11 protein-coding genes are annotated in these 13,265 nt (G+C 60.5%); 7 read left to right on the forward strand and 4 right to left on the reverse strand.

Annotated elements, in window-relative coordinates; genetic code table 11:
* Positions 1-110: 110 nt before the first annotated feature.
* Both M0D69_RS41535 and M0D69_RS41540 read right to left on the reverse strand, forming a co-directional pair.
* The gene (locus M0D69_RS41535) at positions 111-314 is read right to left on the reverse strand and encodes a hypothetical protein (protein ID WP_301787603.1); all 204 of its coding nucleotides are present in this window, start codon (positions 312-314) and stop codon (positions 111-113) included.
* Between the two features lie 74 nt (positions 315-388).
* On the reverse strand, positions 389-1,894 hold the full coding sequence (locus M0D69_RS41540) for an MDR family MFS transporter (RefSeq protein WP_301787604.1): 1,506 nt from the start codon (positions 1,892-1,894) through the stop codon (positions 389-391).
* A gap of 73 nt (positions 1,895-1,967) precedes the next feature.
* Between M0D69_RS41540 and M0D69_RS41545 the strand changes: the two genes are divergently transcribed.
* The 3 genes from M0D69_RS41545 to M0D69_RS41555 all read left to right on the forward strand — a co-directional run bounded on the left by M0D69_RS41545 (position 1,968) and on the right by M0D69_RS41555 (position 5,311).
* On the forward strand, positions 1,968-2,657 hold the full coding sequence (locus M0D69_RS41545) for a TetR/AcrR family transcriptional regulator (RefSeq protein WP_301787605.1): 690 nt from the start codon (positions 1,968-1,970) through the stop codon (positions 2,655-2,657).
* Positions 2,658-2,858: 201 nt separating this feature from the next.
* The gene (locus M0D69_RS41550) at positions 2,859-4,277 is read left to right on the forward strand and encodes an MFS transporter (protein WP_301787606.1); all 1,419 of its coding nucleotides are present in this window, start codon (positions 2,859-2,861) and stop codon (positions 4,275-4,277) included.
* Between the two features lie 140 nt (positions 4,278-4,417).
* Entirely contained in the window at positions 4,418-5,311 is an 894-nt protein-coding gene (locus M0D69_RS41555; RefSeq protein ID WP_301787607.1) for a ferritin-like domain-containing protein, read from the forward strand.
* Positions 5,312-5,356: 45 nt separating this feature from the next.
* On the opposite strand, the gene M0D69_RS41560 is transcribed toward M0D69_RS41555, so the two are convergent.
* On the reverse strand, positions 5,357-6,079 hold the full coding sequence (locus M0D69_RS41560) for a TetR/AcrR family transcriptional regulator (RefSeq protein ID WP_301787608.1): 723 nt from the start codon (positions 6,077-6,079) through the stop codon (positions 5,357-5,359).
* 191 nt (positions 6,080-6,270) lie between these two features.
* Between M0D69_RS41560 and M0D69_RS41565 the strand changes: the two genes are divergently transcribed.
* The 3 genes from M0D69_RS41565 to M0D69_RS41575 all read left to right on the forward strand — a co-directional run bounded on the left by M0D69_RS41565 (position 6,271) and on the right by M0D69_RS41575 (position 11,223).
* Entirely contained in the window at positions 6,271-7,452 is a 1,182-nt protein-coding gene (locus tag M0D69_RS41565) for an isovaleryl-CoA dehydrogenase (protein WP_301787609.1), read from the forward strand.
* A gap of 16 nt (positions 7,453-7,468) precedes the next feature.
* Positions 7,469-9,076, forward strand: coding sequence for a carboxyl transferase domain-containing protein (locus M0D69_RS41570; RefSeq protein WP_301787610.1), 1,608 nt, complete (start codon positions 7,469-7,471; stop codon positions 9,074-9,076).
* A gap of 125 nt (positions 9,077-9,201) precedes the next feature.
* Complete coding sequence (locus M0D69_RS41575; RefSeq protein WP_301787611.1) at positions 9,202-11,223, forward strand: acetyl/propionyl/methylcrotonyl-CoA carboxylase subunit alpha; 2,022 nt, start codon at positions 9,202-9,204, stop codon at positions 11,221-11,223.
* Between the two features lie 9 nt (positions 11,224-11,232).
* On the opposite strand, the gene M0D69_RS41580 is transcribed toward M0D69_RS41575, so the two are convergent.
* Positions 11,233-11,748: an OmpA family protein gene (locus M0D69_RS41580; RefSeq protein WP_301787612.1), complete on the reverse strand. Its 516-nt coding sequence runs from the start codon at positions 11,746-11,748 to the stop codon at positions 11,233-11,235.
* Between the two features lie 272 nt (positions 11,749-12,020).
* On the opposite strand from M0D69_RS41580, the gene M0D69_RS41585 reads away from it, so the two are divergent.
* The gene (locus tag M0D69_RS41585) at positions 12,021-13,094 is read left to right on the forward strand and encodes an AI-2E family transporter (protein WP_301787613.1); all 1,074 of its coding nucleotides are present in this window, start codon (positions 12,021-12,023) and stop codon (positions 13,092-13,094) included.
* The last annotated feature ends 171 nt before the right edge of the window (positions 13,095-13,265 follow it).

Raw genomic sequence — 13,265 nt, forward strand, 5'->3', positions numbered from 1 at the left:
CTAACTCACGCAGACCGCTAAGGCCGAAAGCACCACCCCGGCACCACCCCCGACCGCCAACCCCAAACCCCGTCCACCGGCGCGAGCGTCCCCCCTTTCGCAACGGCGACTTAGGGATTCGAGTACGCGCTCTTGCCAGCAGTGTGCTGATTCTTCTTGTGCTTGCGATGCTTGGGCGGCGGCGCGTGCCGCGATGCGCTTCCCGACACCGACGACTGTCCTTCGCCGAAGTGATACGTCTCCGCCGAGGCTCCGGTCGAGATAAGGGCAAAAGCGCTGATGGTCGAGGCGAGGACTAAATGCGTAAGCTTCATGGCGCGGATGTTTCCAGAATTAAAGTGCGTCAGCTTAAACCAAAGTAACGCCGACGCACTTCATCCCATCACCCTTACTTGCTGCGAAGCGGCTGGTCCTGCATTAACCAGGACAACGCGAAGGCAAGCAGCACAACCGCACCGGCCACGAGAAATACGACGTGCATCGATCCCGCGAACGCATTGAGATAGGTATCGCGAAAGGCGGCCGGAAGATGCTGGACCATCGTCGGCCCCATCGATCGCGGTAACTCCGCACCCGGCGGCAAGGCATCTGCCAGGCGCGACTGCAGACCGTTCGTAAAGATTGCGCCGAATGTGGCGACCCCCACCGACCCGCCGATCGAACGGAACAGCGTTGCGCCGGACGTCGCCACGCCGATGTTCTTGAACGGCACCGCATTCTGCACGGCGAGCACAAGCACCTGCATGACCATGCCGAGTCCCAGTCCGAGCAACAGCATGTACAGGTACATGGTGTGAAGCGGAGTCGCCAGTTGCAATGTGGACAGCAAGAACATGCCGCAGGCCACGAGCGCAGTACCGAAGATCGGGAACCAGCGATATTTGCCGATCTTGCTGATCATGCGGCCGCTGATGATGGAGGTGGAGAGTATGCCGGCCATCATCGGCAGGACTTGCAGGCCGGCTTGCGACGGTGTCGAACCCTTTGCCACCTGCAGGTAGAGCGGCAGGAATGTGATCGCGCCGAACAGCGAAAATCCGACGATAAAGCCGATCAACCCGCTCAGGACAAAAGTGCGCTCCTTGAAAAGCTCAAGCGGCATAATCGGTTCATCGGCGAGACGTTCTTCGTAGATAAAACCGCCCAGCGTAATGAAGCCGAGCGCGAGCGTGAACCAAAGCTGCGGCGAACTCCACGGCAGCAGCGTGCCGCCCTGGCTGGTAAAAAGAATGATACAAGTGAGCGACGCAGCCAAAAACGCGGCGCCCATGTAATCGATTTTATGCTTCACATGCGCCACGTGTGGCTTGAACACGAGCCCGATCACGACCAGCGCGAGCACGCCGAGCGGCACGTTGATGTAGAAGATCCAGCGCCACGAGAGATGTTCGACAATAAACCCGCCCAGCAACGGTCCGACCACGGTCGCGAGTCCGAACACACCGCCGAACAAGCCTTGGTAGCGGCCGCGTTCAGCGGGCGGAATCACGTCGGCAATGGCGGCCATGGTCACGACCATCAGGCCGCCGCCGCCGAGCCCCTGCAACGCACGCAGTACGATCAACTGAGTCATGTCCTGCGCGACGCCGCACAGGATCGAACCGGCAAGAAAGATGAGGATTGACGCCTGAATGACGATTTTGCGGCCGAACAGATCGCCGAATTTTCCGTACAACGGCACCACAATAGTCGATGTCAGCAAGTACGACGTCACGACCCACGACAGGCTTTCAAGCCCGCCAAGCTCGCCGACTATGGTCGGCAGCGCCGTCGAGACGATGGTCTGGTCGAGCGCGCCGAGCAGCATGACGAGCAGCAGCGCCGTGAAAAGCAGCCGGACTGGAGGTCGCTCTTCGATGGCGGGAAACGCGACAGAGGGTTGCAGTGATTCCATTCAGCCGCCCGGTGGGTTAAATTAATGTTGAAGTTAATATTAGGCGACGCCATTCCCGGGGTCAATTGCCACCATGACTAAAGATGTAACCGATCCTTCCGAACTGTCCGTTCCCGCCGATTCGCCGAAGTCCGGCCGCCGGCCGGGGCGGCCCACCGGCACGCAACACGGCGAGCCGCGCGCGCTTTTGCTTGACGTCGCGCTGGTTTTGTTCGCGCGCCAGGGAATCATGGAGACCACGCTCGGTGCGATTGCGCGCGAGGCGGGGGTCACGCCGGCCATGGTTCATTACTACTTCAAGACGCGCGACCAGTTGCTGGACGTGTTGATCGACGAGCGATTCGTGCCGTTGCGCGCCGAACTCGGCAGCTTGTTCGCCGATTCGGATGCGGAACCCGCGGACGCATTGCGTGCGTTCGCCGAAGGGCTTGTCGCCGTAGCGGAGCGGCATCCGTGGTTCGCTACGCTGTGGGTTCGCGAAGTCATCAGCGAAGGGGGATTGCTGCGCCAGCGCATCGCCGCTCGTTTCGGCGATGCCAACCGGAAGGCGGCAATCGCGCGCATCACGCAATGGCAGAAGGATGGCAAGCTCAATCCGCATCTGGAACCGTCGCTGCTGTTCGCGTCGCTGTTCGGCTTGACGGTCTTGCCGATGGCGATGACTTACAAATGGGCTGAGGATAACGGCGACTGTGCGCCCAAACGCGACCAGATCGCGCGGCACGCGGTGGCGTTGCTGATGCACGGCATCGGGCCGGCGTGAGCGCTGTTGGCAGCGGGCGCCCGGAACATCGCGCGTAAGCCGGCACTGAGACAGGCGCCGTTGCGCTGAAGAGAATATTCCGGCGCCTGCAACAAATTGAGACAGACGCCGTTAAAATGCGCGCCGGGCAATCTGCCCGGCCGCTCGCCAGAAGAGGTGCGTCGCCGGCGCGAAACCAGCCACGCCAAGGAGACGTAACCGATGACAACCCGCCAGGACTTCGTTCAACCCGCATCCGGATTTGACTCTCTATCAGCGGGCACGATTTCCGCGCGGCTGGATCGCCTGCCGGCCACGCGTTCGATGTGGACACTCGTCGTCCTGCTGAGCCTCGGTTTTTTCTTCGAACTCTACGATTTGCTGTATTCCGGCTACGTGGCGCCTGGACTGGTCAAGAGCGGCATCCTCACGCCCACCACGGTCGGGCTGTTCGGCATGACGGGTGTGGCGAGTTTCATCGCGTCGCTGTTCCTCGGGTTGTTCATCGGTACGATCGCGTGCGGATTTCTCGCCGACCGTTTCGGGCGGCGCGCGATCTTCACGTACTCGCTGCTCTGGTACACCGCAGCGAACGTGGTCATGGCGTTCCAGGACACGGCTGGCGGCCTCAACTTCTGGCGCTTCATGGCGGGCCTGGGCATCGGCGTGGAGTTGGTGACGATCGGGACGTACATTTCGGAACTCGTGCCCAAGCACATTCGCGGCCGCGCGTTCGCGTGCGAGCAAGCGGTCGGTTTCATGGCGGTGCCGGTGGTCGCGTTCCTGTCCTACGCGCTGGTGCCGAACAAACCCTTCGGCTTCGATGGCTGGCGCTGGGTCGTCCTGATCGGCGCGCATGGCGCGTTGTTCGTGTGGTTCATCCGGAGGGCGTTGCCCGAAAGCCCGCGCTGGCTGGCGCAGAAAGGGCGGCTCGCGGAAGCGGACGCGGTGATGTCGGCACTCGAAACTAAGGTCGAGAAAGAATATGGCCGCCGGTTGCCACCGCCCGCCGCGCCCGAACCGGTCAGCACACGCGGGACATTCCGCGACATGTGGGTCGAGCCCTACGGAAAACGCGCGACCATGATGATCATTTTCAACGTCTTCCAGACGGTAGGTTTCTACGGTTTCGCCAACTGGGTGCCGACGCTTCTGATCCATCAAGGCATCACGATCACGACGAGCCTGATGTACTCGACGATCATCGCGATTGCCGCACCGGTCGGGCCGGTCATCGGCTTGTTCATCGCCGATAAATTCGAGCGCAAGAGCGTGATTGTCGTGATGGCGGGCTTGATCGTGGTGTGTGGACTCGTCTTCAGCCAGGTCTCGGGCGCGGCGCTTCTAGTCACCATGGGCGTGGGTCTGACGCTCGCCAGCAACATTATGTCGTACAGCTTCCACGCGTATCAGACGGAGCTTTTCCCCACCAGCATCCGGGCGCGCGCGGTGGGTTTCGTGTATTCGTGGAGCCGCTTTTCGGCCATTTTCACGTCGTTTTTCGTGGCGGGCGTGTTGAAGGCGTTTGGCACGACGGGCGTGTTTGTGTTTATCGCCGGGGCGATGGTGGTGGTGATGCTGGCGATTGGTTTGATGGGGCCGAAGACGCGGGACCTGGCGCTCGAGCAAATTTCGCACTGAAGGAAGGCGCTCACTGAACGCTGAAAGCGTGTCGTCGCAATAGGGCGCTTTATGGCACGGTCGGCGGACCGGGTCATCGCGGCAGAAGCGCGCGCGTTATGCCAGAATCCGCATAATGCGATTAACTCTCCCGTTACGTCATGTCCGACACGCTTACGCCTGCCGAGGCCGACCACGCCATGCGCAACTGGACCTATCGGTCCATCGGCCAGATCCAGATCGGGTCCGCACAACATAAGAAAATGTTCTGCGAGATGCTGCTCACTACCCATAACCCCTACAAGCCGGCGGTCATCAACTGGCCGGCGCTGGCGCCCGACGCGCTCAAGCGCATCACGTCGCTGCCTATCTGGGATATCGCGGTGCAGACCGAAGGCCGCGCGTCGATCCATGTGTCGACGTATGCAGCGAGCATTAAAGATCCGCTGCTGCGCGAAGCCATCACGATGAACGGCGGGGAAGAAGCGCGCCACAAGGTCGTGCTGTCGCGACTGGTCGAGGCCTACGGCATCGAACTCGCGCCCGAGCCTCCGTATCCGCCGCCCAAGGATGCGATACGCGCGTGGATGATGACGGGCTATAGCGAATGCATTGATAGCTTCGTCGCCTTTGGGCTTTTCGAAGCCGCGCGGAAGACGGGTTATTTTCCAGAGGAACTGGTTGAAACCTTCGAGCCGGTGATCCAGGAAGAAGCGCGCCATATCCTGTTCTTTGCCAACTGGGTGGCCTGGTATCGGCGCAACTTGCCGTGGTATCGGCTCCCCGGGTTCTTCGTGAAGACAGGCCGTGTGTGGATAGCGCTGATTCGCGAGCGGGTATTGCTTGCGCGGGGTTTCGATATCACGGGCGCCGCGCCGGATGCGAATTTCCCGACGAGCGTGGGCGAGTCGATAGGTGGTGGGATATCGGTGAGAGCGTTAATCGATTTGTGCCTGAAAGAAAACGAACGTCGGATGGCGGGTTACGATGCGCGTCTTTTACGGCCAACGATCGTACCCTGGCTCGCCCGGATCGCGCGGCGGTTTATAAAATAGCAACTAACCGTCTGCCGCTCTTGCGTCCACGAACTGCGTTCAGCCTCATTTCTCCCGGCGCGCCGCTTCGAACCGCCGCGACGCTTCCTCCACGTCCTGTCTGAACTGCGCAAGCGCAGTCAGGCTGGCAGCGGGGGGCTGTAGCGCGGTCCATAACACCGCGATGAGTTCATCGGCGGTCGTATCGATCTGAGCCTGACTCAGATGCCGCTTGGCGAGCGTTGCGTCCCACAACACGTGTTCCATTGGCCCGAACACGAGCGAGCGCATCAGCCGCAACGGCAAGTCCGCGCGCACCTGACCCACGCTCTGGCCGTGTGCGAGCACGTTCATCAGCGGCGCGGTATAGCGGCGTTGAAGGTCGGTGAGGGTATCGCTGAGATCATGATGTTTCGTGCGCCCCTCCGACAAAACCAGCGCGCACAAACCCGTCCCGTTCACCAGCATCAGCCGCAAATGCGTCCTGACGATAAACGCAAACTGCTGACGCACGCTGCCGTCACGGGGCAGTCCGGATTCGAACGCATCGATGATCTCGTCATACCAATCCGCGATCACCCGAGCGCACAACTCCCGCTTGCCGCTGAAATAGCTGAACACGGTCGCCTCCGAAATCCCCGCGCGCTGGGCGATTTCGGCGCTCGTGGCGGCGTCGTAGCCTTTTTCGGCGAAGACGTCACGGCCGGCCTGAAGAATGTCCTTCACGCGCTGCTGCGACTTGACGCCGGCAGGCGTGCGGCGGTTTCCAGCTAAAGGTGTGGAGGACATAAGCGGGTCAGCCCAGGAATTTCAATAAAATGTGAGCGTAGCTCAAATCCCTATTGACGGGAAGTGGCTTTCGGCGTGAAACTGCCGCTCATTATGGAAATTGGTGCGTGTGAGTACGACTCATAATTTATCGGGTCTGCGAGCACCCGCGCTAACAACCTCTAGCCGATACCCCGAAGAAGGAGACCCGCATGAACGACGTACCCGGTCTGAATTTCGCCCTGGGCGAAGACATCGACATGTTGCGCGATTCGCTCGCGAATTTCGCGGCGAAGGAGATTGCGCCGCGCGCCGCTGAAATCGATAAAACCGATCAGTTCCCGATGGATCTCTGGAAGAAATTCGGCGATCTTGGCGTGCTCGGCATGACGGTCTCCGAGGAATACGGCGGCGCGAACATGGGCTATACCGCGCACATGGTCGCGATGGAGGAGATCTCGCGGGCGTCGGCATCGGTGGGACTGTCGTATGGCGCGCATTCCAACTTGTGCGTGAACCAGATTCATCGCAACGGCACCGAAGCGCAGAAACGCAAATATCTGCCGGGGCTGGTCTCTGGCGAACACATCGGCGCGCTGGCGATGAGCGAACCGAACGCGGGGTCGGACGTGGTCAGCATGAAGCTTCGCGCCGACGAAAAGGGCGACCACTACGTGCTCAACGGCACGAAGATGTGGATCACCAACGGGCCGGATTGCGACACGCTCGTGGTGTATGCGAAGACGGATATCGAGGCGGGCGCGAAGGGCATCACGGCGTTTATCGTCGAGAAGGGCATGAAGGGTTTTTCGGTTGCGCAGAAGCTCGACAAGCTCGGCATGCGTGGATCGCACACCGGCGAGCTCGTGTTTGAGAACGTGGAAGTGCCGAAGGAAAACGTACTCGGCCAGTTGAACGGCGGCGTGAAGGTCTTGATGAGCGGCCTCGATTACGAGCGCGCGGTGTTGGCCGGCGGCCCGACGGGCATCATGGTCGCGTGCATGGACGCGGTCGTGCCGTACATCCATGATCGCAAGCAGTTCGGTCAGGCGATCGGCGAGTTCCAGCTGATTCAAGGCAAGGTCGCCGATCTCTATACGACCTTGCAGGCGTGCCGAGCGTATCTCTACGCCGTAGGCCGTCAACTCGATACACTCGGTGCAGGTCATGGCCGCCAGGTGCGTAAGGACTGCGCGGGCGTGATCCTGTACACGGCCGAAAGAGCGACGTGGATGGCCGGTGAGGCGATCCAGATTCTCGGCGGCAACGGTTACATCAACGAGTATCCGGTCGGGCGTTTGTGGCGCGACGCGAAGCTGTATGAAATCGGCGCGGGCACCAGCGAGATTCGCCGCATGTTGATCGGGCGTGAACTGTTTGCCGAAACGGCTTGAGCGAGCGGACAAACCTATGCCGATCATCGAATCGAAATTGAATCCGCGCGGCGACGAATTTCGCACGAACGCGGCCGCGCTCGAAGCGCTTGTCGCCGATCTGAAAGAGAAGGTCGCGAAGATCGCGCTGGGCGGCGGGCAAGCAGCACGCGATAAACACGTGTCGCGCGGCAAGCTGTTGCCGCGCGACCGGATCGCGCAATTGCTCGATCCTGGCACACCGTTTCTCGAGCTGTCGCAGATGGCCGCGTACGGCATGTACAACGACGACGCGCCCGGCGCTGGCCTGATTACGGGCATCGGCAGGATTGCGGGGCAGGAGTGCGTGATCGTTTGCAACGACGCCACCGTGAAGGGCGGCACGTATTACCCGATAACGGTGAAGAAGCATCTGCGGGCGCAGGAAATCGCGGAAGAGAACTGCTTGCCGTGCGTGTATCTCGTCGATTCCGGCGGCGCGAATCTGCCGAATCAGGACGATGTGTTTCCCGATCGCGACCACTTCGGGCGCATCTTCTACAACCAGGCGAACCTGTCGGCGAAGGGCATCGCACAGATCGCCGTGGTGATGGGTTCGTGCACTGCAGGCGGCGCGTACGTCCCGGCGATGAGCGATGAATCGATCATCGTAAAGAACCAGGGCACGATTTTCCTCGGCGGTCCGCCGTTGGTTAAAGCTGCAACCGGCGAAGAAGTCAGTGCTGAAGATCTTGGCGGCGGCGATGTACATACACGGCTGTCGGGCGTCGTCGATCACCTCGCGCAAAACGATGCGCATGCGCTGGGGATTGCACGGAGCATTGTCGGCAATCTGAATCGTGTGAAGCCTTCACCGCTGGCGCTGAAAGAACCGCTGCCGCCGCGTCACGATCCGCACAGTATCTACGGCGTGATTCCCGTCGATACCCGCAAGCCGTTCGACATTCGCGAAGTGATCGCGCGCATCGTCGACGACTCCGCTTTCGATGAATTCAAAGCCCGTTACGGCACAACGCTTGTGTGCGGATTTGCGCATATCTGGGGCCATCCGGTCGGCATCATCGCGAACAACGGCATTTTGTTTTCTGAGTCGGCGCTGAAGGGTACGCACTTTATCGAGCTGTGCTGCCAGCGCAAGATTCCGCTCGTGTTCCTGCAGAACATCACGGGTTTCATGGTCGGGCGCAAGTACGAAAACGAAGGCATCGCACGCAATGGCGCGAAGATGGTGACGGCGGTCGCAACAGCGAAGGTGCCGAAGTTCACCGTGATCATCGGCGGCTCGTTTGGTGCCGGCAATTACGGCATGTGCGGCCGTGCGTATTCGCCGCGATTCCTCTGGATGTGGCCGAACGCGCGCATCTCTGTGATGGGTGGCGAGCAGGCTGCTTCGGTGCTTGCGACCGTGCGTCGTGATGGCATCGAAGGGAAAGGCGGGTCGTGGTCGAAGGAAGAGGAAGAGGCGTTCAAGTCGCCGATTCGTGAGCAATACGAAGTACAAGGCCATCCGTATTACGCAAGCGCGCGCCTGTGGGACGACGGCGTGATCGACCCGGCTCAGACCCGCGATGTACTTGGACTCGGGCTGGCGGCGTCGATGAATGCGCCTATCGAGGACACGCGTTTCGGCGTGTTCCGGATGTGACGACAGGACTTAGCGCTTCAGCGCTTAGTCCTGTCCCATGCAGCGCGGACGACGGGACTTAGCGCGCTTCAGCACCTAGTCCTGTCCCATGCAGAGCTAACCTCCTCTCCCTTCCAGGCTTCGTCATGTTCAACAAAATACTGATTGCGAATCGCGGCGAGATCGCGTGCCGCGTGGCTGCAACCTGCAAGCGGCTGGGTGTGGGCAGCGTGGCTGTCTACTCCGATGCCGACGCGAATGCGAAGCACGTAGCCGTCTGCGATGAAGCCGTGCACGTGGGCGGCGCGGCGGCATCGGAAAGTTATCTGCGGATCGAAAAGATCATTGATGCCGCGCTGAAAACCGGTGCGCAAGCCGTGCATCCGGGGTATGGGTTCTTATCGGAGAACGAGGATTTTGCGCGGGCTTGCGAGAAGGTGGGGCTCGTGTTTATCGGACCGCCGGTTGAAGCCATCTCCGCGATGGGATCGAAAGCGGCGGCCAAGGCGCTGATGCAGTCGGCCGCTGTGCCGTTGGTGCCGGGTTATCACGGCGATAGTCAGGAACCCGCGTTGTTGCAGCAGGAAGCGGACGGCATCGGCTACCCGGTGCTATTGAAAGCAAGCGCGGGCGGTGGCGGCAAGGGCATGCGCGTAGTCGAGAAGAGCGCGGATTTTGCCTCGGCGCTGTTGTCGTGCAAGCGCGAGGCGGCCAGCAGCTTTGGCAATGACCGGGTGTTGATCGAAAAGTATCTGCTGCGCCCGCGTCACGTTGAAGTTCAAGTGTTTGCGGATCGACATGGCAACGCCGTTTATCTCTTCGATCGCGATTGCTCGGTGCAGCGCCGTCATCAAAAGGTCTTGGAAGAAGCGCCTGCTCCTGGCCTCTCGGATGAGGTGCGTAAAGCCATGGGCGAAGCTGCAGTTGCGGCTGCCCGCGCGGTAAATTACGTCGGCGCGGGCACGGTCGAGTTCATCATGACCGGCGACGGCCAGTTCTACTTCATGGAGATGAACACGCGGCTTCAGGTCGAGCATCCGGTGACCGAAATGGTGACGGGTCTCGATCTGGTCGAGTGGCAACTGCGCGTGGCAAGCGGCGAGCCGCTGCCGTTGTTGCAGGATCAGTTGAAGGTGAACGGCCACGCAATCGAAGCGCGTATCTACGCGGAGAATCCATCGCGTGGATTCTTGCCATCGACGGGAACGCTGAAGCATTTGCGTTTGCCCGAAGCGGTAGAGTTTCAATTGAACGGCAATGTTCGCATCGATAGCGGCGTGCGCGAAGGCGATACCATCACCCCGTTTTACGATCCGATGATCGCAAAGTTAATCGTGCACGGCCGCGATCGCGATGATGCGCTGTTGCGTATGGCGCTTGCGTTGAAACAATGCGAGGTGGTGGGTCCATCGACGAACATCGAGTTCCTGCATCGGATTGTTGTCAGCGAACCATTCTCGGCCGGCGATCTCGATACGGGTCTGATCGAACGTCATCACGACACGTTGTTCGCACCATCGACGGTGCCAAAAATGCAGGCGCTCGCGTTGGCTTGCGCCGCGTTGCTCACGCGCGAAGGCGGCGAGGCGCATGGTGTGTCGCCGTGGGATGCGCTGTCGCACTGGCGCATGAGCGGCGGTTACACGCAGGCGTTGAACTGGCGTCTGGTCGCTTCGGACGATGAAATTCTCGCCGTTTTTACCCGTGATTCCACCTCGGGCCGCGCCGATAACAAACAACTCGAATTACTCGGCGAAACACTTACGTTCGACTGGTTGCATGGGGATGAACCGCATGCATTCGTCGTGCTGATTGGAGACAAGCGGATCAAGGGCCGCGTGTTTATAGACGGCGATGTGTTCCATGTGTTCTACGAGGGTGCGTCGCTGGCTTTCGAATGGCAGAACCTGCTCGCTCATGCAGCCGATGCCGAGCATGGCGAAGGCCGTCTGACCGCGCCGATGCCAGGCAAGGTGATCGCAGTGCTGGTCGAGGCGGGCGCGGTGGTCGAGAAGGGCGCGCCGCTGCTGGTGATGGAAGCCATGAAGATGGAGCACACGATTGTCGCGCCGGCCAGCGGCACGGTGGGCGAGATCCTGTTCAACGTAGGCGATCAGGTCACCGATGGCGCCCAGCTACTGGTGATGGAAGTGCAGCCCGCGAAATGACGCCTCGCGTCATTTCGTCTTGAACTGTCCCAGCAGTGTTTCTTCCGTTTCCGTTTTCACGAGAATCTCCACGCGCCGGTTCAACGCACGCCCTTCGGGCGTGTCGTTGGTCGCGATCGGTTGCAAAAACGCGATCCCTTTTGTCTTGATGCGCGCAGCGGGAACGCCGCGTGCGACTAGCGCATCGCCCACGGCGTTTGCGCGTGCCGTGGACAGTGCCTGGTTGTAGTCGAACGGGCCGACGTTGTCTGTGTGTCCCTCGACCATGATCGGCCGCGTGCTGCGCTTGAGCAGCACGGCAGCACGATTGAGCACGGCGATGCTTTCCGGGCGCATGGAGGCTTCGTCGAAGTCGAACAGCGCCGATTCCTGGACGCGCAGTTCCACGCCGTCCCGGACCGGATGGACGACGATGCCGACCTTCTGGTTGAGCGCTTCTTCCTTCGACCTGTTCAGGCCGGACGCGCAGCCGGCTAGCAAGACCGTGGTCGCGCACGCGTTGACAATGGTTTGAAAGGCTTTCACTACATGTCTCTTGAACGGTTGCCGGGGCGAGGGAAACGATTATAGGGAAACGAAAACTGCCAAGTGTGAAATTAGAACAACATCGGGGAAAGCCGGTTGAAAGCGCTGGCCTTGATTCTGGCCGATCCCGGCCCGACTTACAATGCAGCGCTGACAATCGGTCGGAAGACTCAGGTCAAGACTGGTTAAGGTTCGTTAAGACTTGATAAGAATCAGGTCACAATCAGGCTTTAGAGCTTTCACTTAAAGAACAAATAACGGGGGCGTTCCCTATGATTCCACGCGATCAAATCTCTGCGGACGAAAAGGATCGCACGAGGCGTTTGCAACGAACCGCGTCGGGGTGTCTGTACGCGGTGCTCGTCGCCGTTGCGCTCTGGATGATCCGCGACTTCATTCCAGCGGTGGTGTGGGCGGCGGTCATCGCCATTGCGTTGTGGCCGTTACTGACCTGGCTCGAACAACAGCCGATGTTCAGGCAGCGCAGCATGCGGCTCGCGGTCAGCTTGACCGTGGTGATCGGGCTGGTATTCGTCGTGCCGTTCGTCGTGGTCGCGGCGCAGGCGGGCAGCGAAGCCACCGACCTGGTTCGCTGGTTCCACGAATTGCTGCGCACCGGCATTCCCATGCCCGATCTCGTCAACCATCTGCCTATGGGGTCGAGGCAGATAGCGGCGTGGTGGCAGGAAAATCTTGCCACACCGCTCGGGTCTTCACCGGCGGTGAAGAACTTTCATAGCGCGACGGTGGTAGCGATGACGCGGCACTTCGGCGGCCGCCTGGTGCATGGTCTGGTTGTGTTCGGCTTCATGCTTGTCACGCTGTTTTTCGTGTTCAAGGCGGGGTCGAAACTCGGCGAGCAATTGCTTGAAGCTTCGCGGCGCGGGTTCGGTTCCGAAGGGGCTGCACTAGCGCGGCGCATGACCGAATCGGTTCGCAGCACGGTAACGGGGCTGGTCGTGGTGGGTCTGGGCGAGGGGGCGTTGCTTGGCGTAGCCTATCTCGTGACCGGCGTGCCGCATGCCACGTTGCTCGGCATGCTGACCGCCATCGCCGCAATGCTGCCGTTCTGCGCTCCGATCGTGTTCATCGGCGCGGCATTGTGGCTGTTTTTCCAGGGCGCGACGGCGGCGGCGATCAGCGTGGTGGTGTTCGGATGTGTCGTCGTGTTCGTGGCCGAGCATTTGGTGCGGCCGGTGCTGATCGGCGGCGCGGCGAGATTGCCGTTTTTGCTGGTGCTGTTTGGGATTCTGGGTGGGGCGGAAACGTTCGGGTTGGTAGGGTTGTTTATCGGGCCGGCGTTGATGACGATTCTGGTCGTGCTGTGGAATGATTGGGTGCATTGAGCTAAGAGACGGGCACGCGTCGATCCGGGTAATGCATATGATAAGGCTGTTCCAGCTCGCGTTGGAACAGCCTTTCTTTCATCATCCGCTTGCGCGTCTTCCTTCAATGCTTGGTCAAATCACATACAAATCAACATATTCATTGACCGGCATTGCTTCGAGCGTTGCCTG

The sequence above is a fragment of the Caballeronia sp. SEWSISQ10-4 2 genome (genome assembly GCF_030464885.1).
Taxonomy (GTDB): domain Bacteria; phylum Pseudomonadota; class Gammaproteobacteria; order Burkholderiales; family Burkholderiaceae; genus Caballeronia.

Excerpts from the sequence above, each read along its gene's own strand:
- M0D69_RS41570 (WP_301787610.1), top strand. The coding sequence starts at position 7,469 with ATGCCGATCATCGAATCGAAATTGAATCCGCGCGGCGACGAATTTCGC.
- M0D69_RS41560 (WP_301787608.1), bottom strand. The coding sequence starts at position 6,079 with ATGTCCTCCACACCTTTAGCTGGAAACCGCCGCACGCCTGCCGGCGTC.
- M0D69_RS41550 (WP_301787606.1), top strand. The coding sequence starts at position 2,859 with ATGACAACCCGCCAGGACTTCGTTCAACCCGCATCCGGATTTGACTCT.
- M0D69_RS41565 (WP_301787609.1), top strand. The coding sequence starts at position 6,271 with ATGAACGACGTACCCGGTCTGAATTTCGCCCTGGGCGAAGACATCGAC.
- M0D69_RS41545 (WP_301787605.1), top strand. The coding sequence starts at position 1,968 with ATGACTAAAGATGTAACCGATCCTTCCGAACTGTCCGTTCCCGCCGAT.
- M0D69_RS41535 (WP_301787603.1), bottom strand. The coding sequence starts at position 314 with ATGAAGCTTACGCATTTAGTCCTCGCCTCGACCATCAGCGCTTTTGCC.
- M0D69_RS41555 (WP_301787607.1), top strand. The coding sequence starts at position 4,418 with ATGTCCGACACGCTTACGCCTGCCGAGGCCGACCACGCCATGCGCAAC.
- M0D69_RS41540 (WP_301787604.1), bottom strand. The coding sequence starts at position 1,894 with ATGGAATCACTGCAACCCTCTGTCGCGTTTCCCGCCATCGAAGAGCGA.
- M0D69_RS41575 (WP_301787611.1), top strand. The coding sequence starts at position 9,202 with ATGTTCAACAAAATACTGATTGCGAATCGCGGCGAGATCGCGTGCCGC.
- M0D69_RS41585 (WP_301787613.1), top strand. The coding sequence starts at position 12,021 with ATGATTCCACGCGATCAAATCTCTGCGGACGAAAAGGATCGCACGAGG.